The organism is Njordella calcicola (assembly GCF_056494125.1).
This window is the reverse complement of record NZ_CM151396.1, coordinates 5971778-5995042: the sequence shown is the minus strand read 5'-3', so window position 1 is coordinate 5995042 and position 23265 is coordinate 5971778. Positions and strand designations below refer to the sequence as shown.

26 protein-coding genes are annotated in these 23265 nt (G+C 51.1%); 5 read left to right on the top strand and 21 right to left on the bottom strand.

Translation table 11 applies throughout. The features are described 5' to 3' along the window. Positions 1-96 precede the first annotated feature (96 nt). The 13 genes from SH302x_RS23150 to SH302x_RS23090 all read right to left on the bottom strand — a co-directional run bounded on the left by SH302x_RS23150 (position 97) and on the right by SH302x_RS23090 (position 11716). Complete coding sequence (locus SH302x_RS23150) at positions 97-978, bottom strand: nucleotidyl transferase AbiEii/AbiGii toxin family protein (protein ID WP_479365198.1); 882 nt, start codon at positions 976-978, stop codon at positions 97-99. Beyond that, positions 971-1765 (bottom strand): type IV toxin-antitoxin system AbiEi family antitoxin domain-containing protein, encoded by a 795-nt coding sequence (locus SH302x_RS23145; RefSeq protein WP_479365197.1) that lies wholly within the window; start codon positions 1763-1765, stop codon positions 971-973. Before SH302x_RS23145 ends, SH302x_RS23150 begins: the two co-directional genes overlap by 8 nt. Before the next feature lie 252 nt (positions 1766-2017). Next, positions 2018-2617 carry a hypothetical protein gene (locus SH302x_RS23140; protein WP_479365195.1) on the bottom strand — a complete coding sequence of 200 codons (600 nt, stop codon included), beginning with the start codon at positions 2615-2617 and terminating at the stop codon, positions 2018-2020. 3 nt (positions 2618-2620) lie between these two features. Continuing rightward, positions 2621-3715, bottom strand: coding sequence for a polymorphic toxin-type HINT domain-containing protein (locus SH302x_RS23135; protein ID WP_479365193.1), 1095 nt, complete (start codon positions 3713-3715; stop codon positions 2621-2623). Next, positions 3693-4298 (bottom strand): hypothetical protein, encoded by a 606-nt coding sequence (locus SH302x_RS23130; protein WP_479365191.1) that lies wholly within the window; start codon positions 4296-4298, stop codon positions 3693-3695. Before SH302x_RS23130 ends, SH302x_RS23135 begins: the two co-directional genes overlap by 23 nt. A gap of 127 nt (positions 4299-4425) precedes the next feature. Beyond that, the gene (locus tag SH302x_RS23125; RefSeq protein WP_479365190.1) at positions 4426-5046 is read right to left on the bottom strand and encodes a DMP19 family protein; all 621 of its coding nucleotides are present in this window, start codon (positions 5044-5046) and stop codon (positions 4426-4428) included. Positions 5047-5072: 26 nt separating this feature from the next. Further along, positions 5073-5717 (bottom strand): hypothetical protein, encoded by a 645-nt coding sequence (locus SH302x_RS23120; RefSeq protein ID WP_479365189.1) that lies wholly within the window; start codon positions 5715-5717, stop codon positions 5073-5075. A gap of 4 nt (positions 5718-5721) precedes the next feature. Further along, positions 5722-6507 carry an AHH domain-containing protein gene (locus tag SH302x_RS23115; protein ID WP_479365187.1) on the bottom strand — a complete coding sequence of 262 codons (786 nt, stop codon included), beginning with the start codon at positions 6505-6507 and terminating at the stop codon, positions 5722-5724. Between the two features lie 103 nt (positions 6508-6610). Beyond that, positions 6611-7264 carry a hypothetical protein gene (locus SH302x_RS23110; protein ID WP_479365186.1) on the bottom strand — a complete coding sequence of 218 codons (654 nt, stop codon included), beginning with the start codon at positions 7262-7264 and terminating at the stop codon, positions 6611-6613. Between the two features lie 6 nt (positions 7265-7270). After that, positions 7271-8062, bottom strand: coding sequence for a polymorphic toxin-type HINT domain-containing protein (locus SH302x_RS23105; RefSeq protein WP_479365185.1), 792 nt, complete (start codon positions 8060-8062; stop codon positions 7271-7273). A gap of 45 nt (positions 8063-8107) precedes the next feature. Beyond that, a complete protein-coding gene (locus tag SH302x_RS23100) occupies positions 8108-8596 on the bottom strand; it encodes a hypothetical protein (protein WP_479365183.1) in 489 nt (162 codons plus the stop codon). 81 nt (positions 8597-8677) lie between these two features. Next, complete coding sequence (locus SH302x_RS23095; protein ID WP_479365182.1) at positions 8678-9661, bottom strand: hypothetical protein; 984 nt, start codon at positions 9659-9661, stop codon at positions 8678-8680. Positions 9662-9715: 54 nt separating this feature from the next. Next, positions 9716-11716 carry a hypothetical protein gene (locus SH302x_RS23090; RefSeq protein ID WP_479365181.1) on the bottom strand — a complete coding sequence of 667 codons (2001 nt, stop codon included), beginning with the start codon at positions 11714-11716 and terminating at the stop codon, positions 9716-9718. Positions 11717-12137: 421 nt separating this feature from the next. Between SH302x_RS23090 and SH302x_RS23085 the strand changes: the two genes are divergently transcribed. Both SH302x_RS23085 and SH302x_RS23080 read left to right on the top strand, forming a co-directional pair. Next, entirely contained in the window at positions 12138-12374 is a 237-nt protein-coding gene (locus tag SH302x_RS23085; RefSeq protein ID WP_479365180.1) for a hypothetical protein, read from the top strand. A 2-nt stretch (positions 12375-12376) separates the two neighbouring features. Continuing rightward, positions 12377-12796, top strand: a complete 420-nt coding sequence (locus SH302x_RS23080; RefSeq protein WP_479365178.1) for an HNH endonuclease — start codon at positions 12377-12379, stop codon at positions 12794-12796. Between the two features lie 112 nt (positions 12797-12908). Here SH302x_RS23080 and SH302x_RS23075 read toward each other — a convergent pair whose 3' ends face one another. From SH302x_RS23075 to SH302x_RS23055, 5 genes are all read right to left on the bottom strand, one after another. After that, a complete protein-coding gene (locus tag SH302x_RS23075; protein ID WP_479365176.1) occupies positions 12909-13520 on the bottom strand; it encodes a suppressor of fused domain protein in 612 nt (203 codons plus the stop codon). A 9-nt stretch (positions 13521-13529) separates the two neighbouring features. Next, entirely contained in the window at positions 13530-14120 is a 591-nt protein-coding gene (locus SH302x_RS23070) for an imm11 family protein (RefSeq protein WP_479365175.1), read from the bottom strand. Continuing rightward, a complete protein-coding gene (locus tag SH302x_RS23065) occupies positions 14117-14785 on the bottom strand; it encodes an AHH domain-containing protein (RefSeq protein ID WP_479365173.1) in 669 nt (222 codons plus the stop codon). The genes SH302x_RS23070 and SH302x_RS23065 overlap by 4 nt, the downstream gene beginning before the upstream one ends. Positions 14786-14951: 166 nt before the next feature. Next, positions 14952-15338, bottom strand: a complete 387-nt coding sequence (locus SH302x_RS23060) for a hypothetical protein (protein ID WP_479365171.1) — start codon at positions 15336-15338, stop codon at positions 14952-14954. Between the two features lie 356 nt (positions 15339-15694). After that, the gene (locus SH302x_RS23055) at positions 15695-16987 is read right to left on the bottom strand and encodes a putative toxin (RefSeq protein ID WP_479365170.1); all 1293 of its coding nucleotides are present in this window, start codon (positions 16985-16987) and stop codon (positions 15695-15697) included. A gap of 152 nt (positions 16988-17139) precedes the next feature. On the opposite strand from SH302x_RS23055, the gene SH302x_RS23050 reads away from it, so the two are divergent. Both SH302x_RS23050 and SH302x_RS23045 read left to right on the top strand, forming a co-directional pair. After that, positions 17140-17301: a PD-(D/E)XK nuclease family transposase gene (locus SH302x_RS23050; protein WP_479369308.1), complete on the top strand. Its 162-nt coding sequence runs from the start codon at positions 17140-17142 to the stop codon at positions 17299-17301. A gap of 59 nt (positions 17302-17360) precedes the next feature. Beyond that, the gene (locus tag SH302x_RS23045) at positions 17361-17603 is read left to right on the top strand and encodes a hypothetical protein (protein WP_479365168.1); all 243 of its coding nucleotides are present in this window, start codon (positions 17361-17363) and stop codon (positions 17601-17603) included. Here SH302x_RS23045 and SH302x_RS23040 read toward each other — a convergent pair. From SH302x_RS23040 to SH302x_RS23030, 3 genes are all read right to left on the bottom strand, one after another. Next, on the bottom strand, positions 17586-17927 hold the full coding sequence (locus SH302x_RS23040) for a hypothetical protein (protein ID WP_479365166.1): 342 nt from the start codon (positions 17925-17927) through the stop codon (positions 17586-17588). The two genes, SH302x_RS23045 and SH302x_RS23040, sit on opposite strands and share 18 nt — an antisense overlap. Positions 17928-18002: 75 nt before the next feature. Beyond that, complete coding sequence (locus tag SH302x_RS23035) at positions 18003-18257, bottom strand: hypothetical protein (RefSeq protein WP_479365164.1); 255 nt, start codon at positions 18255-18257, stop codon at positions 18003-18005. A 9-nt stretch (positions 18258-18266) separates the two neighbouring features. Then, positions 18267-19880, bottom strand: coding sequence for a polymorphic toxin-type HINT domain-containing protein (locus tag SH302x_RS23030; RefSeq protein ID WP_479365162.1), 1614 nt, complete (start codon positions 19878-19880; stop codon positions 18267-18269). Between the two features lie 280 nt (positions 19881-20160). Here SH302x_RS23030 and SH302x_RS23025 point away from each other — a divergent pair, with 280 nt between their 5' ends. Beyond that, a complete protein-coding gene (locus SH302x_RS23025; protein ID WP_479365160.1) occupies positions 20161-23235 on the top strand; it encodes a c-type cytochrome in 3075 nt (1024 codons plus the stop codon). The last annotated feature ends 30 nt before the right edge of the window (positions 23236-23265 follow it).

Genomic DNA, 23265 nt, shown 5'->3' with positions numbered 1-23265 from the left:
AATTTCAAGAACGGTTCCTGGGTCAATCAACCAGTCCTGACACCTTTCCCCGGACGTTCTGCTGAATAATTTGGCTGAGCGAGCAAACCATTTTATTCAGCACAATGAAAGTTTCGCTGCCAAATCAGCGATCCGTTGGAAGACACGTTCCAGTTCAAATCGGCGAAAATCGTCATCGCGAATTACTGGGCGAAGGTCAGTCTCGAGTTGCCTCTTCAAGAGCAACAATTTATTGTCAGAAACGTCCACTGGCTCGTTTCCAGGTATTGCCAGCTTGTCCTTCAACAATTGGACAAGGACAGGATCATTCTCGCTAATCGTTCCGACCGTGAACGCATGATTCAGATCAAAAAAATCTCGAATTGCGGGCTGGCGGCGACTAAGCGCTGCACGCAGCTTCTCGGAATATGCCTCACGCATGCTGAGAACGCGAACAGCAAACGGTTCGATGGCTGCGACCGCTCGAAATGGATTAAGTAGCATGGTGCGGGCCGGTTGCATCACATGCGGCTCGACGATCAGTTCGCGGACACTGATTTCTACCTTAAGAAACTCATCTTGGCCCGAAACAATGGAGCGATATGTCAGGCGGGCACCGTATTGGAGTGAGTTATTGAACCCTCGAAGGGCCTGATCAATTCCAAAGCAATCGTTCCGCTCGGCGATTGCATTGAAATGGCGCTTGAAATCATCGATTCTTCGACTCCGCTGGCTGCGCGTTGCATGGATCGGCGCGGAAAGTGAAAAGTCAAGATCTTCGCTAAGTCGGAAGAAGTCTGCGTGGACCTTGCTTAAACACGTGCCGCCCTTGAAGACAATTTCTGTTGCATCTGAGGTACAGAGATCTGCAAGTGCAACGGAGCAAAAATAATCTTTCTCGATCAATCGCTCACTGAATCCTGTTCGGGCCGCCGTGAAGGTCAGTGCTGCGCGGAACAATTCAGTATCCCGATGATATTCAATTCGAATCTCAGCCATTGAAAATCACTCCCCACCGCCTGTCGACAACTCCCCGCTTCGCCCGTGTCGGACACCATGGGATCTCTGCCAATCTTTTCGGCAACTCGCGTTCGAGTTTGCGGAGCAATGGATCTTCAACTCCCTCCAGCGCCAACAATTTGCCCAACCGACGTAGCGTGCTGATATTGCTAAAGCGGATGGCCGCAGATGCGATCAGCTTGGCTGCCTCTGGGTTCCGTTTCAATTCATCGCGAATCCAATCGAAGGCACGCGGCAGGCTTCCAAACCGCGACCAGTCATAGACCGCATCAACGAGCGTCCGTGCTCGAGATGAGTAGGCCACCTTAATTCCCTCAGGAGTTGTAAAGGTGTCGGTGTCGCCCAAACGGGAGCCATCTACCTTAATTAATGTGAATGAGGCTGATCCAATTTTTCGCTGTCCTGAGAGCACATTGTTATATGCATAGACTCGATTGGGCACTTGATCGTCAAAGCCATAACGCAAGAACGCTGAAGGACCACAGATCTGATAAACGCCTCCTCGGTCTTTGATAAGAGTATCCAGTGACAAGAACTCGCTGGGAGTCCATTTGCCACCTGGCGGAAGTCGCGGTGGTACTAGATAAAGTCCACGCCGCACTCGAGCGATCAAGCCGCGGCGAGCCATTCGGCTTAAAAGTTCTCGCGTCTGGACAGCAGTAAGCCCAATCGCCTCGATGACTTCTTCCGAGCGGATCGCCGACCTGCCTCTCATTTGACTGAGTGCGAGCAGTTGAGTTTCCAGGGTTCCCAGTTTGCCGGACATGCTGTTTTCCATTTTGCGTTGATTGCCTATGAAGCAATTATCTAAAAATAGAATACACAGAAGTTGTAATTTGATCAACCGCTGCGAGACTCCCGCGCCTATCCAAGCCATCGACATTCAGTTCCGCCAGATGCAGCCGCAGAGTCAGACCAACCTCGATCGCCTCCTCCTGCACCCACGACTCGGGCCGCAGAAGTTCGACTTCGACCCGATTGCCATCGGTCCGCACGATCGTTGCATACTACTGCAATACTAGATCTCTCTTTCTTCCACAATCGAAACTTGTGCATATGAATCGAAATCAGGTACCACAGCCCTTAATGCATTTACTCCTTGATGACTGACAAGAACGCCAGCAGGCCTTTCGCGTCCCCGCACGAAGTCCATGGTCGGCTTCGGAGAAGTTATGACAGTGGTTCTAACAGTAGATGCAAATGGCTCGGTGATGGGGACCCCGCAGACTGGACAAGTCCCGATAATAGTGTTCCAAATAGGTAGCAAACTGCATCGACCACTAATCTTCATCCACTTGAAACCATTGATGAATTGACCAGTATCAATATCACGCAGAATTACATTTCCCTCGGTTATCCCTGTGACCCGTGCGTCCTTCAATCCGCTAGCAGTAACTTCATTTACAATTAGTAATCCGCTCGCCTCAAATAATGGTGTGAGCATCTCGGCGTCACAGTCTAAGGCAAGCGTGATGATCTCGTCTTCTGGCACAGGATAATTGCTCAGAAAACGTAACGTTCTACGATTACAGCCAACACATAACAGTCTCGTTACGTATTCAGTGCCGCTGCCTAGTTGCGCAGGCGAAACTCGAAACTTCAATTTAAAGTAACTCATATATCAACCTCCCAGATACATGCGATCAATGAATGCAACATGTCGCTCAATCAGAACTCTCATTTTCTCGGGAGTAATTTTTCCCTCAAGGTATCGTTCTTTGAAGACTGCTTCAAATTCATCCCAGCTCTGACGAATTATTGTTCTATGTACTTTTTCACCGTTCCAAATCTGCCCGTAACGAATTGGCCGCATATTCGATAGGTCATTAAGTTCTGCAGGACTGTAAAGACCAGGGAAGCGGTCCTGCAAATTCCATTCTTTCGCGTGATGGATCTCATGTGTGGCCCTAAATTCGGGATTTGCTCGGCGATATGTTTCAGGTCCAAGACGCCTGCTCTGTGCGCCACCGGGACAAAATGGATGAGCATTATGCACCAGCACGCCTAACGAAGCGACTTCATACACATGTTCGCCGAAGACTTCGATGTTGTAAACGGGCGTGGGTCGCTGGATGGTATGTTTGGCGATGATCGTGACGGATTCATCATGACCAAGCAAGACTTCGCCAACGTCGAGTTCTCCCATCGGAACCCAGTCGTTTCGATGCATCGACCAGATCGGGTGAATCGAAGTGCCGCTAAGCTCCTCTTCACGCCCCGATTCGCTTCTTAGAACAAGCGTGACGATCTCGTCGACTCGTCGCGTTGCAAAGCGACCGATAACAACACTACCTTCACCTTCTGCAATCGGCGGACATGGTTCGACCGATGTTATTGTCGCAGATCCATCCACATCAAGTTCAGTGATCTTCAGGTCAATCCTTGCACCCTCTATCAGTGCAAACTCACCTAGCCAATCACTTGGTCGTAGCAATTCAACATCGACGACAGACCCGTTGGCTTTGACAACCGTCATGCCAATCTTTAGCCATGATGCGTCTGGTTCAGCGAAGCTATCGTCAAACTCCCACGGCTTCGGATTCTTCGTTGCAATACGAGAACCAAGTGGAACGGCTTCGATAGGTAGGAGGTTGGAGGCTTGAGACGTGAAGAGGAAGTCTTCGAAAGCATCAGCTTCATAATCCATCAACGCTAGATCGAGGGCCGAGCTTTCAAACTTCCCACTTCCGAATTCAAACTTCTCGCTGCCCCTCATCCCCAGCCCTTCTCCCCGAAGCGGGGCGAAGGGAGCCAAAGTATGGTGATGATCTTCTCCCCTGAAGACAGGGGCGAAGGGAGCCAGAGTTGTATTCATAGCGGATGAAGCAGACCATCCGGACTCCTGAACAAGACCAGACTGCTCGTGTAGGGCACCTACAATTTCTCCTTTGGACGCCTGATACCTGACTGCTGACTCCTGAAGCCTCGACTCTCACGGGCGTTCCGGCCACAAAGCAGCCGCCGAAGTTCAGCCACTGAGCTTTGCCCGCCATCTTGGCGACCTTACCGACGCCCGCTGAGGCGAATGGAAGAATGTCCAGCGCCACACCCGCAATGCCACCAGCGGTGAATCCATTCTTGCTCATGTCCTGAATCCTACCCACCGCACTACCCGCTCCACCGATCATACTTGCCGCGTTGAACACACGAGCTGCGGTGACTCCGATTCTGGCAAGGTTGGCACTGCAAGCACCAATGGTCGCTCCACCGGTGACAAAGCCCGCAGCAATCGAAACTCCGATGCCTGTCACCATCCCTGCCACGTAGCCTTTGGAGTAAGCTTGTTCGTGACCAGCCACCGGACCATACTTGCTTGTTAAGTGCGGCGTGTAGTGCTGCTTGTCCTTAGCTCCGCCTACTTCGTTAAAGCGAAATTGATTTTATGAGGGTGTGGAAATGCAGTCGATTCTTCGACGCCCGCTCAATTCACGGCTCACGATTCAGTTTGCGTTGCAGCTTGCGTTCTTCCAGATTATCAATCTTCGAAACCCGCTTCTTGACTTCGCCTGTAAACGATCGCTCGCTCACGGGTTTCAAGTTGGGTAGTTCCTTGAGCCATTGAGCTGCAAGATCGATGAGGTCTTCCTCGTCTCGGGCTTTCTCTAAAGCTTGGTTAACCTCTTCAAATTGATCACCCAGCGAGTCGTCACCAAAGAAGTCACCTTGTAGAAAGGCCTCTTGCTGGTCCAACGGCAGTTTCTCCCATTGCTCAAGCCCAGCTAAGTAGGCTTGGAGAGTATTCGTTGCGCCAATTTGTCCTAACCCTTCTGTCAACCGCTCGACGGCTAGCGGATCAAGCTCGGAATTATAGACGTACTGCAAGAAGCGACCGTTATCAAGTTGGAATGCAAACTCAGAAACACAATAGCAGCGGAGAGCATCGGCAGAAATCTCTTCCGGCATAACCAATCGCTGAAGCATCATTTCGACAAAGGCCGCATTCGATTCAACTAAGCGAAAGTCTTCTTCGTTGCTTAGTGCCTCCGTGGAAACGATCACATCATCGTCTGGTGTGAGCATGCGATCAAAAGCATTATTAATTGCCATACATCAATCCCTCCATCGCTGATTGTCTATCGTCCACGAGAAGTTCCTTTCTTCTTTGTCGGCAGTGGTGGCTCATCAGAACTACGCCAAACTTCTTTGAACTCAAGGCCTTTCAAAGGCAGAACCTCGATTTGCTTCTTCAATCGGTCGTTGATGTAGTATCTAGATTCATACGCTACTTCCTTTATCCGAAAGACAGGATTGAGATTGACTTTGGATTTAAAGAATGCAGGCCTATAAATGGAGAACAGCTCTCCGTCTTCATAGAACGCACCCTCACTCTTACTCAAGTCAACGACATCTGCCATATTCGTGCAATGATAGATAAAGAATGAATCGCGGGCGCCCTCGACATCGATTGGAAGGAATTCACCATACGGTTCCATTGTACTGCTCAGCAGTTCGCGAGCTTTTGCGGAAAAGGTTGTCACAAAACCCGTTGCCAAATCAGCGACGCCTTGGTCAAACAACTTTTGCGACTCCTTCTTCGTTCTCGTCGTTGAATCGTGAAAGTCATCCATCGTGTCATAACGACACAGGGGAGGCGTCCAGGCAGCCTTGATTGGTTTCTTCTCAAAGAGAATATCACGAACTTCGAACAAATCATCAAACGCTTTGAGTCGAACGCCCGGATACAGTAGCGACGGAGATAGCTTGTAAACAATTGTCATTCTTCTAAACCCACCACGTTCCGGCGGCAATGTCTTTCTTGATACCTTCCAACCTGTTCAAGAATTCCCGCTGGGATCTAGCATCCCATAAACGTTCATATAATTGATTTGACATCGCGTGCGAATGATAGTTGTTACCTCGATGAACAAGCTGTGCTAATCTTCCCTTGCCCTTCGCGCCCCACAGCCACATTCCGTTGGCAGCATCATCAAGTCCAACGCCATGTTTTGTCATTAGGCCACGAAGATCATCCCACCTACCACCCTTCAAACCGACCGCAATCAAGTGGTGAGCTTCCTTGCCTTGGTCCCACATGCGTCGAGCACCTTTGACGCCCGACATTGCTTCACCCAAAGCTTTGCCACACGCGTTATGCACCAGCACGCCAACGTCGCCAACGTTATACACATGCTCGCAATCGACTTCGATGTTGAAGACGTCAGCGGGTAGTGCTCGCTCCAATGATAACAGATGGATCGTACCCGAGCGAGTCTGGACTCGCTCGTATTCCTGCAACTCACCCAGTGCAATCCAATCCTGTCGATCAACGCTCCAAACCGGGTGGATGTCGGTACCAATGATCTCGGACCCATCACTGAAGATCGCCTTGACGACATTCATCGCCCCCAGCGTCTTGAAGCGACCAGTGACTAGATTGCCAAGCTCAATATCGCTCGCTTCGATATCATCGCCACGATCCAGCTTGGTGATCACCGCCAAGCCATCGAGATTCAGTTCCGCCAGATGCAGCCGCAGCTCGCCACCCAGCTCCAGCCCTTGCTCCCGCACCCAAGACTCCGGCCGCAGTAGTTCGACTTCGACGCGATTGCCATCGGTCCGCGCTTGTTACGCCACGACGTCGATACCATTCAGCTTAAGCGACCCTTTAAAACTACATAGTGACAACTCCATCTAACAAAATGGGCAGAAGTTCGCGATACCTGGGGGTGTTCGAAATCGGAGAGCTAAAGCGTCTTTTTGCAAACATCCACTGCCAGAACGGAAAGCCGCCAGCGCGAATCGATCGAGTAATCTCATTCGCCATCGATACAGGCCCGGCCCCGGCATCGTAGATAATCGGGTCATTCATAGTGTTCGGAAGCCAAATACCTTTCGGAATTGAGTTCGACGCGTAAGTGCCCAATGGAATAAACTCATTTCCTTCTAACGTATTACACTTGAACCCTGTCTCTTCTAGGATTGACTGCCGATTCTGTATTGTCGACAAGGATTCGAAGACGAGAGTACAGTTCAACCCAAGTCCCGCCACCGGGCTCTCACTAGCTTCTGTGAGCTGACTTTCGTCTTGGCTAAAATCCAATACTTCAACGCGCTCGTACCACAAGTTAAACAAGCAAGGAATCACTTCATACTTTTGTCGTAGCTTTTCCAACTCCGAATTTGTATTTGGTCGTATTTGCTTAATCGCTCCATTTTTAGACGCAAATTTATAGCCAAGTTCGAGTAGATTTCTTTCAATCCGCACTAAGTTGGCAATAGCAACTTCCACAAACTCGAGCATCTGTTGGGAGGTATCGGTTGTCATTATGGGTTACCTGTTTCCGTGCCAAACGTCCAAGTATTGACCGAAGAAATTACCAAGTGTCTCACGACAGTTCGCACTCATCGGCCCGCATGGCGGCCTTTCGCTATAAACTCCATGTACATCGATTCTCTTGCCGCGTTCCATCATAACTTTGTACCAAGCAACAAGCCGTTGTTCTGAGTGCATACCGTCCGGATCATTCTTGAATCGGACGGACTTTCGAACACCATTTACCGTGACATCCGCCGTTGCAACATTGCGATATGGCCCCAACTTGGCGGCCTCTCGGTATGACTGAGCTGTCTCGTGAAGTGCTCTACCTTGCGCAGATGTTGAAAAGTGCCGAGACTGTACCGCCCCTCTTGGGGCATTGTATGCATTATGCACCAGGACGCCCACGTCGCCGACTTCGTAGACGTGGTGACAATCGACTTCGATGTTGAAGACGTCGGCGGGTAGTGCTCGCTCCAATGATAACAGATGGATCGTACCAGAGCGAGTCTGGACTCGCTCGTATTCCTGCAACTCACCCAGTGCAATCCAATCTTGACGATCTACGCTCCAGAATGGATGAATGTCGGTACCAACAATCTCAGTCCCATCACTGAAGATTGCTTTGACGACATTCATCGCCCCCAGCGTCTTGAAGCGACCTGTGACTAGATTGCCAAGCTCAATATCGCTCGCATCAATATCATCCCGACGATCCAGCTTGGTGATCACCGCCAAGCCATCGAGATTCAGTTCCGCCAGATGCCGCCGCAGCTCGCCACCCAGATCAATGCCTTCCTCCCGCACCCACGACTCCGGCCGCAGTAGTTCAACTTCGACGCGATTGCTACTCTAGCGAGGAACAATTCGAAAGACGTGATCCATCACGTTCATGTAAGCTTCGTTTGCTCCCAATGCAATCGTGCCTTCATGCAACATGTTGTAGCTAAGCAGAATGGTTGCATCGACCGTTTCGTCCTGCAAACAACCAATGATGAAATGGATTGGGTAGATCACCATCGAGTTATCCGGAGACACTACCCCCGGTGCGATCGAATCATCGTACTCGTGAAATGTGACCGCATGCCAAGCCCACCCAAATTCACGAACGATTTGATCTCCCCATAAACTTCCTAAGTAGTAAGGCAAGTCGTCAACTTCACAAGGGATCTTTGGTCGTGTGCCTCGCTGCCATTTATAGACGAATTGATCGATCGCTTCCACAATGCTGCGGGAATCTGCTTTTTTATCAAGCCGCAGGATCTTCATCGCTTCCTTCGAAGACTCTGTAAATTGCTTCAGGAGGTCTGAATCGATCAATTCCGCCGAATACTTCGCCATTAGCCTGCCATACCTTTACATCGTTATTGAAATGAAAAATTTGCTCATCCGTTGAGCTTTCGGAATACGGGCAATTCCGTCCTAGCTACCGAACTTGACACGCTTCTCTTTCGGTCGACCAAAATAAAGATTGCCATACCGTTTGATCGCAGTAACTTCATTCGGCCAGCCAGACTTGCTAACCCAATCGGAAATGTAATCAAACAACGTATCGCAACTTGGACAACTGCAGATGAGTCGAAACTCTCCATCAGCAAACTCTGCTTTTTCAACTGAGCCCCAATACTTATGCTCGACCGATGCTGGAAGTAACTTCGCTCGCAGCGAATTTACAAGCGTACCGGCAACCTCTTTCTCGGATGCATTTGGCTTATCCTTTTTTAGCGAAAAGCAAATGGTCAATCCTTCTCCGACTAAGGTAACGATCTTATTGGTTCGTCGCCGGACCGCTTCGTCCATTCCCCAATCGCTACCTTCGGGCAATGGCCATACCTTGATAAAGTTCAACCCGTTGAGTGCTGCCTCTTCCGCCCTTTCCTTAAATTGCTCTGTCACAAGGAAGATATTGGGATGCTCACGAACTCTGAATATCGATGCACCTGCAAGCTTGGACTTCTTGAAATCAAAGTAGTCGATTGCAATTGCTCTTTTCTCTCTACTCGTTCGATGTATCACGCACTTGCTAATGTTAAGTACATCGAGTTTTGTCATTACAACGTAAGCGAAATAATCACCGACATCATTCTTAAGTGGAAGCAATTCTCCATTATCCGTTAGCATTTCCCCTAGAGCTTCGACTGCGCGGCGGCTGAATACGGGTGTAGAAAGTTCAAGACAAGGATAATCATTGAATGGTTTGGTGGGCCCTTCAACGTTGATAGGCTTCCATGTCTTCTTCAGAGAGTACGGTTTCCAATCCAGAGATTCTCCATCATCTACATGAAAATCATCGCACGCGTCATCGAAACCAATGCACGAGGGCGTGTAAGCCGCGTAGACGAAACCATTGAGCTTCGGGTCTGTAAGATTCGGCTTCAGAACATAAACGGTTGAAGTCTGTTTCATCTTTGGCGTAGATCCAATCGGGTATGTAGGTCAGGTAACAAAGTCCATATGCCGCTAGCCCACGACATCCAATGCATAATCAACGTATTTACCAGCCTTGATACGTGACCAAAGGATGTTGATGCCTGCCTTGATTTCGTCCACGGTTTTGAGATCTTTCATAACTTCAATCAAATCATCGACATAAGCCATGGTATGCGTTCCTGCATGTCCGGCGGTTGACGCAAATCCGTTTGCCACATCATCGATCAAACCCATCTTCGTAACGCGGCCGATGATCTTTTTAAGATCTTTATCAGCCCAACTCCAACCGTTCTTTGGGATGATGTGAGCCGCCTGCATGCCATCCATAAACTTATCGCCCCACTTGCTAATCAATTCAGCACGCAAGGGAGCACACGCATTATGCACCAGCACGCCAATGTCGCCGACTTCGTAGACGTGGTGACAATCGACTTCGATGTTGAAGACGTCAGCGGGTAGTGCTTGTTGCAATGATAACAGATGGATCGCACCGGAGCGAGTCTGCACACGCTCGTATTCCTGCAACTCACCCAGTGCGATCCAATCTTGACGATCTACGCTCCACACCGGGTGAATGTCGGTACCAACAATCTCAGTCCCATCACTGAAGATCGCCTTGACGACATTCATCGCCCCCAGCGTCTTGAAGCGACCTGTGACTAGATTGCCAAGCTCAATATCGCACTGGTCAATATCATCGCGCCGATCCAGCTTGGTGATCACCGCCAAGCCATCGACATTCAGTTCCGCCAGGTGCAGCCGCAGCTCGCCACCCAGCTCAATGCCTTCATCCCGAACCCACGACTCCGGCCGTAGTAGTTCAACTTCGACGCGATTGCCATCGGTCCGCACGATCGTTGCATGGATCTCGTACCAAGCTTCACCGGCCACCGCAACACTTGGCCGGACTTCCCAATCTCGCGGATTCTTCGTCGCAATGCGAGATGCAAGTGGAACGGCTTCGATAGGCAGGAGGTTGGAAGCTTGAGACGTGAAGAGGAAGTCTTCGATAGCGTCAGCGTCATAATCCATCAACGCTTGATCGAGGGCCGAGCTTTCAAACTTCCCACTTCCGAATTCAAACTTCCCATCGCCCCTCATCCCCAGCCCTTCTCCCCTGAAGACAGGGGCGAAGGGAGCCAGAGTTGTATTCATCTCGGATGAAGCAGACCATCCGGACTCCTGAACAAGACCAGACTGCTCGTGTAGGGCACCTACAATTTCTCCTTTGGACGCCTGATACCTGAAGCCTGATACCTGACTGCTGACTCCTGAAGCCTCGACTCGAACGAGCGTTCCGGCCACAAAGCAGCCGCCGAAGTTCAGCCACTGGGCTTTGCCCGCCATCTTGGCGACCTTACCGACGCCCGCTGAGGCGAATGGAAGAATGTCCAGCGCCACACCCGCAATGCCACCAGCGGTGAATCCATTCTTGCTCATGTCCTGGATCCTACCCACCGCACTACCCGCTCCACCGATCATACTTGCCGCGTTGAACACACGAGCAGCGGTGACTCCGATTCTGGCAAGGTTGGCACTGCAAGCACCAATGGTCGCTCCACCGGTGACAAAGCCCGCAGCAATCGAAACTCCAATGCCCGTCACCATCCCTGCCACGTAGCCTTTGGAGTAAGCTTGTTCGTGACCAGCCACCGGACCATACTTGCCGACGAAGAAACTCAAACCGGTTCCTTCCGTAAAGCCATCGACGAAGCCTCGGACTTTACTGCGGAACTCCGCTTTGGCATCCATGGTTAGCCATTCATTGTATTGAGCTAAACCACCCGGATCGGAGTTGTCCTGCAACATCGAGTTCAAGAAATCCGTGACCGCATCGTTCATCCACTGATAGATGTCCATGGCGGCATTCACAACCATCTGCGTGACGCCGATGTACGCATAAGGTTCAAGATTCACCATCACCTGTTCGCTGAAGGCGGTGTTGGTATTGTTGGAGTTGCCCCACGCGCCCCCGCTGGCGTAAAAGCCACGCGTCCCGCTGAAGGTCACGCTCCCGGAAGCAGAGTTCAAGCTATACGTGCCGTTGTTTAGCTTAAAGCCCTTGGTATCGGTAGCGGTGCCCGAGGACGGGGAGTAAGGGTCTTGGTAGTAGCCGGTCTTAGTCCACTGGTAGACATTCTGCAGTTGACGGTTGACAGTCGTTGACCCGGAGAATCCGGTCAGTTGTACTCCGTAAGCGCCGGATGGCCGAAGTAAGCTTCAGATCCCAGGTTCCAGCATTGCTGCCATAACCAGAAAGTTTAACTGTCGTCGGGCAATTGAATTTGCGTGCAGACCTGCCAATGTTGACGCTTAGCTAGCCTTCTGCCTAAAAGCAGGACGCCTGGAAGCCTGGTTCAGCTCAATTTCCCATGTACATCGAGATGGATTCTCAGATTGTTTCATGCTATCCTTCAACGGTGGAAATTCTAACTTGCAAGAGGAAATTGGTATGTCCAGTGAAGTGAGCTTGCCCTTAACTGCTGATGGACTGTCTGCCCTAGCAGAGATGGCAATCGCGCCGAAGAATCAGTTCCGTTTGGACCAACTCCTTCAAAGGAGCAAGGAAGGGTCCCTTTCTGCAAACGAGACGGAAGAGTTGGATCTACTGCTGAGGAATATTGACGAACTCAATCTCGTCAAAGCGCGCGCTGCTATGCTGTTGCACCAAATCAACTCAGAGGAATAGCTTTGAGCGAATACGTTCCGGTCGAACTCAGGCGGACGGTCCGCCGCCATTTCCGGACTCGATGCGCTTACTGCCAAACCAGCGAGTCGCTGACAGTTGTTACCTTTGAAGTTGAGCATATCCTTCCAAGGTCTCTTGGTGGCCTGACCGAATTCAGTAATCTTTGTCTTGCGTGCCCAATGTGCAATCGGCATAAGGCAAATCGGGTAAGCGGAAATGCGGATAATGGGTTGGAGACTCGATTATTCCATCCACAGCTAGACGGATGGAAGGAACATTTTGATTGGTCAGTCAACGGTACGTTGATCGTTGGGCTTACGGACATCGCCCTGGTTACGATCAAGTTGTTACGCATGAATCGTACTCAACTAGTTGACCTTCGATTCTTATGGTCAGGACTAGGCCTGCATCCGCCCGATTAACTCTCGTGATATTTGCAAGCCAACCAACTCACCGGTCAATACGATTCCATCGTGTCGATACAGTTCAGCTTCAACACGCTTCGCAAAGCAAATTTGATGCTTCTCGAATGACTTACACCACAGGCTCTCTATCTAAATCTGAAAACGGATGATACCCAGCAGCCTTCAACTTCTCGATCAATGCACCGCCCCCTTCGTTTCGCGCGTATTCCATTTCGGATCGGTGGATTTCGATCGGTACCATGAGTCCAAACTCGCATTGCTCGTCCTGCGCACCGAGCGCATCGAAGATCAAGCAACAACCACCGATCTCCTCGAACTCTGCCGGAAACTCACACGTGTCGAATCGGTTCAGCATTGCTTCCATCGAATATGGTCCGAGCGTGTTTAACAAAGCATTGATCCGCTCATGCGCCTTGCCGAACGGTGTCGTTGGTTCGTGCGCATCATCTAGGTTGAGCTTTGCTTTCGTGAACATGGCCATCTCATAAGACACGAACGCGTCGTTTGATGGCCCACTGTCAGGCGAATCGGCAAGCTCAAGCGTTGCAATTGCGGTACCGGTTGGTGATTGTTCGAAATAGTATAGATCTAGCGCACCACCGCCTTCGTACGGAATGACCGCGTGCATCACCATCTCGTGCTGCTTGCCAAGTAGTTTTTCTAGCGTCTGTGCCTTAGTGTCATACCACTGCTGCGCGGCTAAATCCTCTTCTTCGCTCATTGTCTTCTCTCATGTGCAAATGGGGTGGTCACGATCAAATCGACTTCCCGTGTAACCCGAATCCTCAATCGCCTTTTGAATGTCGCTGCGAATGAAGAGTTGAACAGAACTACCTAGTAGCCGAAAGACTGGATAGTCCTTAACTCGTTCGTAGTGGACGTAGTAAGGGTATTGAGTATAGAACGAACCGTTTGGCCTGGGCGTCCAATCACCATTATCAACTTTCGTATTAACGCGATCCAAGCCGTCGATCAAATGCAAGGCCTGGCCAAGTGAAAAATCCCTATTTAGATACGCATCATTCTTTGGTCCAAAGACAATCGGTAAAAACTGAAAAGCGTCTGGGCAAACTTTCTCAAGCAACTTTCGCAACTTCGACGAGAAGAGCGGCCATGCATGATCCGCAAACATAAAATCCAAGGACACATCAGGGCCATCCGGAGTATAAGCGCGGGTTTGAGGATCCCATGATGGCAAAGCCTTTCCCTCTCGCATCCGATATCCATTGAAGTTGACGACACCAAAGCGAGCGCTCCACGGTTCACCCTTGTCATGCGGCGGGAAAGCAGGAATCCATTCTGCAAATGAATACTTCATCATAAACCGATACCTTTCAATGCGTCTCTGGGGTTAGTCTTCAAGATTGATACTATGCGATTGATTTCGTCGGTTGCTGCTTTTGTGTACTCTGGAGTGTGAGGCGTTAAATCCTCAACTGCCTGTTCAAGCCGTTGAAAGACGCGCTTATGATAGAGTTCAGGATGCGGGCCGGTATGGTCTTTTATATCGCGGAGATTGATCTTGCCGTGCAGTTTAATATCTGCGTTCTTGAGTATGTCTCTTGCTTCCGCACTCCAATTCCGAGTCCACCCGCGTCGGGCGTTCGAATAATGCGAGACCACATGGTGGTACGCATTATGCACCAGCACGCCAGCGTTGCCGACTTCGTAGACGTGGTGACAATCGACTTCGATGTTGAAGACGTCAGCGGGTAGTGCTTGTTGCAATGATAACAGATGGATCGCACCGGAGCGAGTCTGCACACGCTCGTATTCCTGCAACTCACCCAGTGCGATCCAATCTTGACGATCTACGCTCCACACCGGGTGAATGTCGGTACCAACAATCTCAGTCCCATCACTGAAGATCGCCTGGACGACATTCATCGCCCCCAGCGTCTTGAAGCGACCGGTGACTAGATTGCCAAGGTCTACATCGCTCGCGTCAATATCATCGCGACGTTCCAGCTTGGTGATCGCCGCCAAGCCATCGACATTCAGTTCCGCCAGATGCAGCCGTAGAGTCTGACCGACCTCGATCGCCTCCTTCCGAACCCACGACTCGGGCCGCAGAAGTTCGACTTCGACGCGATTGCCATCGGTGCGAACGATTGTCGCCCCACGATGACTGTTTTAACCTCGAATACGAATTTTAATCGCTACTGGCATTTCGACGAGCACCTGATTTCGGCCTGTAGAACGATTCATCACCAAACGATGCAGTTAATTCTGCGTCTAGTTCTAATCGAGCTTGACAAGCCCATTCGTAACAGTCTAGCAGCGGTCCATAGCGCACGCATTTTCCGATATCGGTCATTTGCTTAGAGTGTAATTTGATATTGGGAAAATGCTGGCGCAAGTACGATTTGCTGAAGTAATTGATCCAATAGATTCCTGGAAATTGCTTTGGCCAGTCCATCCCTTTGACTTGCACGTCTTGGGTGTACTGCTTCGATAACCTCACATTGAACTTCATGTTTTTTTCCATAAACTCATCGCTTTGGCACATAAACCCATACTCAAGAGGCAGTTCGCACATAAGCGATTCCAGGAAGGACTGAAGCGCTGGGCGATATTTTAGACTTAGTGGATACTCTGATATTGATATTTGCGTTTTACATGCTTTGTGCGTCGTGTTGAACAGTAGAACTAACCCACGTACTTTTGGTGACTTTTGTCGGGAGGAAAAAATTGATCCAAAGGGTAAAGATGTTTCTGTGTTCCAAACACGTTCAAACCTCGATATGTCTTCAAAAGGAAAGCTACTTGTGTCATCCGTGCAGATTTTTTCCGGCCGAAGGCTCGATTCATCTAACACAGAATGTATAGTTCGGGCGCAGTCTGCGGAGCCAACTGATTTTGTAGAGAATAATTTTGCTATTAGTATTCCGGGTTTCACAGTGACCGCTTTCTAATTAAATGAATGATTCCATCATCGACGTACTGTTGAAGATTCGAGGATAAGACAGTATTGTGGCGCACGATAAGAATCATCTTGCGATTCGTTTCAGCTGCAATTTGCATGTAATCTCGTAGCTGGGTGGACAAGTGCTGATACTTTACATTCTTTACCTCGCGTAAGTACGATTTCGTTAGTTTATCGGGAAACCGGATAGTGCCAGGCCGCAGAAGAGATGCAATTCCTTTTTTGGCACCCGATATTCCTGCAACTAATTCTCCAATTTTTCCAGTTTGTACACAAGCTAAAGCCGCATTATGCGCCAACACACCCACCGCGGCAACTTCATAGACATGCTCGCCGTGGACTTCGATGTTGTACACGGGAGTAGGACGCTGGGTAGTGCGTTTGGCGACGACAGTGACCGATTCATCATGACCAAGCAACACTTCACCAACGTCGAGTTCTCCCATCGGAACCCAGTCGTTTCGATGCATCGACCAGATCGGATGAATCGATGTGCCGCTGAGCTCTTCTTCGCGGCCCGATTCACTTCGCAGAACAAGCGTGACGATCTCGTCGACTCGTCGCGTTGCAAAGCGACCGATAACAACACTACCTTCACCTTCTGCAATCAGCGGACATGGTTCGACCGATGTTATTGTCGCAGATCCATCCACATCAAGTTCAGTGATCTTCAGGTCAATCCTTGCACCCTCTTGTAGTGCAAACTCACCCAACCAATCACTTGGTCGTAGCAATTCAACATCGACGACAGACCCGTTCGCTTTGACAACCGTCATGCCAATCTTGAACCATGATGCATCTGGCTCGTTGAAGCTATCATCGAACTCCCACGGCTTGGGATTCTTCGTTGCAATGCGAGCACCAAGTGGAACAGCTTCGATAGGCGGGAGGTTGGAGGCATGAGACGTGAGGAGGAAGTCTTCGAACGAATCAGCTTCGTAATCCATCAAAGCTTGATCGAGGGCCGAGCTTTCAAACTTCCCACTTCCGACTTCAAACTTCCCATCGCCCCTCATCCCCAGCCCTTCTCCCCTGAAGACAGGGGCGAAGGGAGCCAGAGTTGTATGCATAGCGGATGAAGCAGACCATCCGGACTCCTGAACAAGACCTGACTGCTCGTGTAGGGCACCTACAATTTCTCCTTTGGACGCCTGATACCTGAAGCCTGATACCTGACTGCTGACTCCTGAAGCCTCGACTCTCACGGGCGTTCCGGCCACAAAGCAGCCGCCGAAGTTCAGCCACTGAGCTTTGCCCGCCATCTTGGCGACCTTACCAGCGGCCGCTGAGGCGAATGGAAGAATGGCCAGCGCCTCACTAGCAACCTCCCCAACTAGCGATACAATCCAGGTCCGTCAGGCAATGACTGCAACTTTGCCTTAGTTCGACATCTGCGAGGAGCGAAATTGTGTCCATGAAGATTGGCATTCGAGCTTGGATTGATTTCGCATTTAAGAAAATTTTCGGCAAGCCAGGCAACGAAATATGCCTCATCAGTTTGCTCAATTCGATCCTCAAATTACCCAATCCGATTCAGTCCGTGGAATTCCTTAATCCGTTTACGCTGAAGGCTTAGAGTTCTTGCAAGCGACGCGGCAGTTGACGGAGATCAATCAAGTAACGGTGGAGAAGCACATGTACGATTCAAGAGAAAAAGCTGCACTCGATTTCGAATCCGGCCTGATCGATGCTCGCGAGGAAGGCAGGGATCTTGGGCGGCTGGAAGGTACCATACAGGGCGAGATCAAGTTGATTCGAACACTACAGGAAATACTTGGCGTTCCATTGAGCGACGAAACTGCTTTACAAGGACAATCGCTGGAGCAGTTGCAGAAGATGACCGCCGATCTTCGCAGCCAGCTACGGAGTCGCGCATAGCTGTGACCGCGATAAAGATACAATGTTAGTGTCGTCACGAAAGATCGCCTTGACGACATTCATCGACCCAAGCGTCTTGAAGCGCCCCGTGACTAGATTACCAAGTTCAATATTGCTCGCATCAATCTCATCGCGCCGATCCAGCTTGGCGATCACCGCCAAGCCATCGACATTCAGTTCCGCCAGGTGCAGCCGCAGCTCGCCACCCAGCGCCAGCCCTTGCTCTTGAACCCAAGACTCCGGCCGCAGAAGCTCAAATTCGACGCGATTGCCATCAGTCCGAACGATCGTCGCGTGGATCTCGTACCAATCTTCACCAGCCACTCCAACACTTGGCTGAACTTCCCAATCACGCGGATTCTTCGTCGCGATGCGAGAACCAAGTGGGGGATCGATCTGCTATTTGTTGTTCGATAAAGTGTCGACATAAATCTTTCCATCCGAATCTACGATGCGAATTGCAATTCGCTCTTCTCTGAGTCCTTCTTCTGTTTCAAGTCCCTCTATTACATCCTGTAATATTGCAAAGCACCACTCTTCGCGAAGTGGATCATCAACAACAAGATGTGCATGTTCGCGAACATCAAGCTCAACGATGAAATTGCTCTCTGCGTCGTTCTTCCTATAACTAAATTCAAATGTTAATCTTATCATGTAGTAGTGTTAATAACCGTCGGGGTACCAAGGTTTTGGAAACACCCTTGGTGTACGGTATTGATGATGGACGACATAACCAAAGACTCCATCCAAACGCTCCAGAATTCGGTGGTCAGTTCCAGGAACATCCCACTCTTTACTTCCAGCCCAACGATTTCGAGCCGAACCACTTACTTGCTTCAATTCATTCGCTTGAAATATTTTCTGCAGTCCGGTATTACTATCTACACGAGGAACACCTCGTCCAAGTTTGATTTCTTCGTAAGCTTCACGGATCTGCTTTGGAACTGGATTTCTTGAAGATAACTTTATACAATCATCAGCTGCATTATGCACCAGCACTCCGAGCGAGGCGACTTCATACACATGTTCGCCGAAGACTTCGATGTTGTAAACGGGCGTGGGTCGCTGGATGATACGTTTGGCGATGATCGTGACGGATTCATCATGACCAAGCAACACTTCGCCAACGTCGAGTTCTCCCATCGGAACCCAGTCGTTGCGATGCATCGACCAGATCGGGTGAATCGAAGTACCGCTAAGCTCCTCTTCACGCCCCGATTCGCTTCTTAGAACAAGCGTGACGATCTCGTCGACTCGTCGCGTTGCAAAGCGACCGATAACAACACTACCTTCACCTTCTGCAATCGGCGGACATGGTTCGACCGATGTTATTGTCGCAGATCCATCCACATCAAGTTCAGTGATCTTCAGGTCAACCCTTGCACCCTCTATCAGTGCAAACTCACCCAGCCAATCACTTGGTCGTAGCAATTCAACATCGACGACAGACCCGTTGGCTTTGACAACCGTCATGCCAATCTTCAGCCATGATGCATCTGGTTCGGCGAAGCTATCATCAATCTCCCACGGCTTGGGATTCTTCGTTGCAATGCGAGCACCGAGTGGAACAGCTTCGATAGGTAGGAGGTTGGAGGCTTGAGACGTGAGGAGGAAGTCTTCGATAGCATCCGCTTCGTAATCCATTAACGCTTGATCGAGGGCCGAGCTTTCAAACTTCCCACTTCCGAATTCAAACTTCTCGCCGCCCCTCATCCCCAGCCCTTCTCCCCTGAAGACAGGGGCGAAGGGAGCCAGAGTTGTGTCAATGGTGCTTGAGTCAAACTCTGTGAACTCGGTGGCTCCGTGTTTCAGTTCCAGGTCTGAAGAAACCGTCGCCAACGTCAAACGCTCGTTGAGTGACGCCAAACGTTCTGTAGCGATCATGACACCGGACAGCTCGCGCTGTGCCGCTATCATTTCTCCGTCTGTCGCCTGAAGCCTGAGCCCTGAAGCCTCCACTCGAACGAGCGTTCCGGCCACAAAGCAGCCGCCGAAGTTCAGCCACTGAGCTTTGCCCGCCATCTTGGCGACCTTACCGACGCCCGCTGAGGCGAATGGAAGAATGTCCAGCGCCACACCCGCAATGCCACCAGCGGTGAATCCATTCTTGCTCATGTCCTGAATCCTACCCACCGCACTACCCGCTCCACCGATCATACTTGCCGCGTTGAACACACGAGCTGCGGTGACTCCGATTCTGGCAAGGTTGGCACTGCAAGCACCAATGGTCGCTCCACCGGTGACAAAGCCCGCAGCAATCGAAACTCCGATGTCCATGCTAGTGAAATTTGATTACACTAAGTGCGGTGTCGTCGTAGATTCCCTGCTAAGTCGTTCGAGCTCGTGGAATGGAAATACCAGTCGAAACTACGAGACGAGCACTTATGGAAATTTCCTTCAGCGATAAGACACCACCCGCCTTGCAAGTGGGGCTAAAGTAGCAGCACTTTAGTCCTCGATTCTACGATTCCACACACCAGCACACCCCGTTTGTCACCTCTCGCAATTTAGTCAAGCGACGAGATGCAACTCACCCCACCGACCTCGGAGCTTTTCAGTGAACAAGACGACAACGCTACTCTGCATCTCTCTCACGATTTTGTGCTGCGGACTGTGTCCCGTCTCAGCCCAACCCCCTACAGACGCAGCCAAGAAAGCGCCCGCGATCACTGCGGTTCCGAGCTGGGTCTGGCTGGGCGAACCGAAGGATGGTGAGCGGATTTCCCTGCGCCGCGAGTTCACTGTCGAAGGGACGATCAAACAAGCCTTTGTAGCAGCGACTGCGGACAATCACTGCGAAGTGTTCATCAACGACCGGAAAGTTGCATCGTCCGACGACTGGGCTGCCTTTGCAACCGCTGAAGTAACTCGCAACGTCAAGGCGGGAAAGAACGTCATCGCCGTGTCAGCTCGCAACGATGGCGGTGCTGCGGGTGCTATTGCAGTTCTGCATATCGTTACTGATTCGGGTAAACAGGACATTGCAACGGATGCAAGTTGGAAAGTAGCCAGCGATGCCAAAGGCAAATGGCGCGCTGCTGATTTCGACGACTCGAAATGGGCCGCAGCGCGTGAACTTGGCAAGATCGGCGCCGGCAATCTGCCTTGGGCGAACGTCGATCGCGATGCATTGCTCAACGCCTTCGGCAGCAACGAAGGGGGCGAGTTCCTACCGGTAGTTGCTGAGAATGCTCAAGTTCCTGAAGGTTTTAAAATTGAAAAGATCTTCAATGTTCCCAAAGCGATGGGTTCGTGGGTCGCACTGACAACCGATCCCCAAGGGAGACTAATTGCCAGCGACCAAGCCGGAGCCGGTTTGTTCCTGATCACACCCGGCGATGCGACACGAGCTACGACGGTGGAGAAGTTACCGGTGGATCTCAGCGGTGCCCAAGGGCTGTTGTGGGCCTTCGATTCGCTCTATGCAGTTGTCAATGGCGGCGACAAGTCGGGTTTGCATCGCCTTCGCGATTCCGATGGCGATGGCAAAGTGGATAGCGGCGAACATGTCATGTTTGTTCCCGGTGGCGGCGAACACGGTCCCCACGCGGTCATCCTCAGCCCTGACGGAAAATCGCTCTTTATATGCGCAGGCAATCACACCAAACTCCCCGATGCAGTTGTTGGTAGTAAGATCCCTCAAAACTGGAACGAAGATCATTTGCTGCCACGTCGTTGGGATGCAAACGGACATGCTGCCGGTATTCTTGCCCCGGGTGGATGGATTTGTAATGTCGATCCAAGTGGCAAGCAATGGACGGTCTTCAGCATGGGATACCGCAACCAATATGACATCGCCTTTAACCCTGTCGGTGAACTGTTCACTTACGATGCGGACATGGAGTGGGACTTTGGTTCCCCCTGGTATCGCCCCACACGTGTCTGTCATGCGACTAGCGGCAGCGAATTCGGCTGGCGGAGTGGAACCGGAAAATGGCCCGCCTACTATGAAGACTCGCTACCCGCTGCGGTCGACATCGGTCCTGGTTCTCCGACTGGCATCGTGTTCGGAACGGGAGCAAGGTTTCCTGCCAAGTATCAACGCTCGCTCTTCATCCTCGATTGGACTTACAGCACCATCTACTCGATCGAGTTGACCCCCGAAGGTTCGAGCTATCGCGGCGTCAAGTCGGACTTTGTGACCGGTTCGCCACTCCCTGTTACCGATGCAGTCGTTGGTAATGATGGCGCGTTGTACTTTGCGGCCGGTGGACGTGGTACGCAGTCGTCGCTCTATCGGGTCAGCTATGTCGGTAAGGAATCAACGGCTCCAGCACCCGTCGACAACTCGGGAGCGGAACAGCGTGCACTTCGTGATCGCTTGGAGGCCTTCCACGGGCAAACCAACGGCGACTTGGATCTGATTCTTGCCAATCTTGGACACGAAGATCGCTTCATTCGCTACGCGGCTCGTATCGCTCTCGAAAGCCAACCCTTCACCTCTTGGCGCGACCGCGCATTCGGACTGAAGGAAACTCGCCCAGTCATCACTGCCATGCTGGCTGTCGCTCGACAAGGTTCCGCGAAGGCTCTCGATCCGTTGCTTGAGAGCTTAGCGAAGCTGAACTACGAATCGATGGCACAAGACGAGCAGTTGGCGTATCTGCGAACGCTGCAAGTTGCTTTTGCGCGGCACGGTGAACCTTCGGATGCGTGGCGCACGAAGCTCGCTACGCGGCTCGACGCCAGCTACCCCGCTTCGACTTATGAAGTGAATGCTGAGTTGGTGCAGTTGCTTGTTTATCTGAAGTCGCCCAACGTGGTGACCAAGACGCTAGCGATCATGGATAACCTGGGCGCGGAGCCGATTCCGGATTGGGGTTACCTGGTGACTCGCAATGCAGGTTACGGCGGAACGGTTGGTAAGATGCTCGCCGACATGCCACCTGTACGAGCGATTCACTTTGCGTTCATGCTTCGCAACGCCACCGTGGGCTGGACGATGGACCTGCGGAAACGTTACTTTGAATTTTTCCCGGTGGCGGCCAATCACCCCGGCGGAAATAGCTTTGGGAAATTCTTGATGCAGTTCCGTGAAGATGCGTTGCAAACCTGCACTCCGGCGGAGCGAGTTGTTCTTGAGCCGATAACCGGCAAATCTTTGCTGGCGGCCCCCTTCCAGTCGACGCCACCCAAAGGTCCAGGTCGCAAGTGGACTTCTGCCGAAGCGCTCGCCGCCGTCGGATCGGACTTGAAGAATCGCAACTTCGAATCGGGCAAGAATCTTTACCATGCGACCAGTTGTGCCAAGTGCCATCGCATCGCTGGTGAGGGCGGCGCAATTGGACCGGATCTATCGACGGCTGCGAAGAAGTTTTCGGTCGCAGATATGCTTGACGCGATCATCGAACCGAGCAAGGCGATTTCCGATCAATACGGTTCGCAGCAAATCTTGACTGCGGATGGAAAGGTGCTCGTCGGTCGCGCCGTGGAAATTGGCGATGAGTACTATGTCTACACGGTCGATTCGGAATTGAAGCCAGTTGTCGTCAAGAAGGATGATGTCGAGGAGATTACAGCATCTAAAGTTTCTCAGATGCCCACCGGACTGATCGAGTCCCTCAGCGCTGATGAGCTCAAGGACTTGCTCGCTTATCTCATGAATGCTGGCGAGAAGCCCAAAGGCCGATAGTTGGCTGGATAGCCGACAGGTTGTCATTAA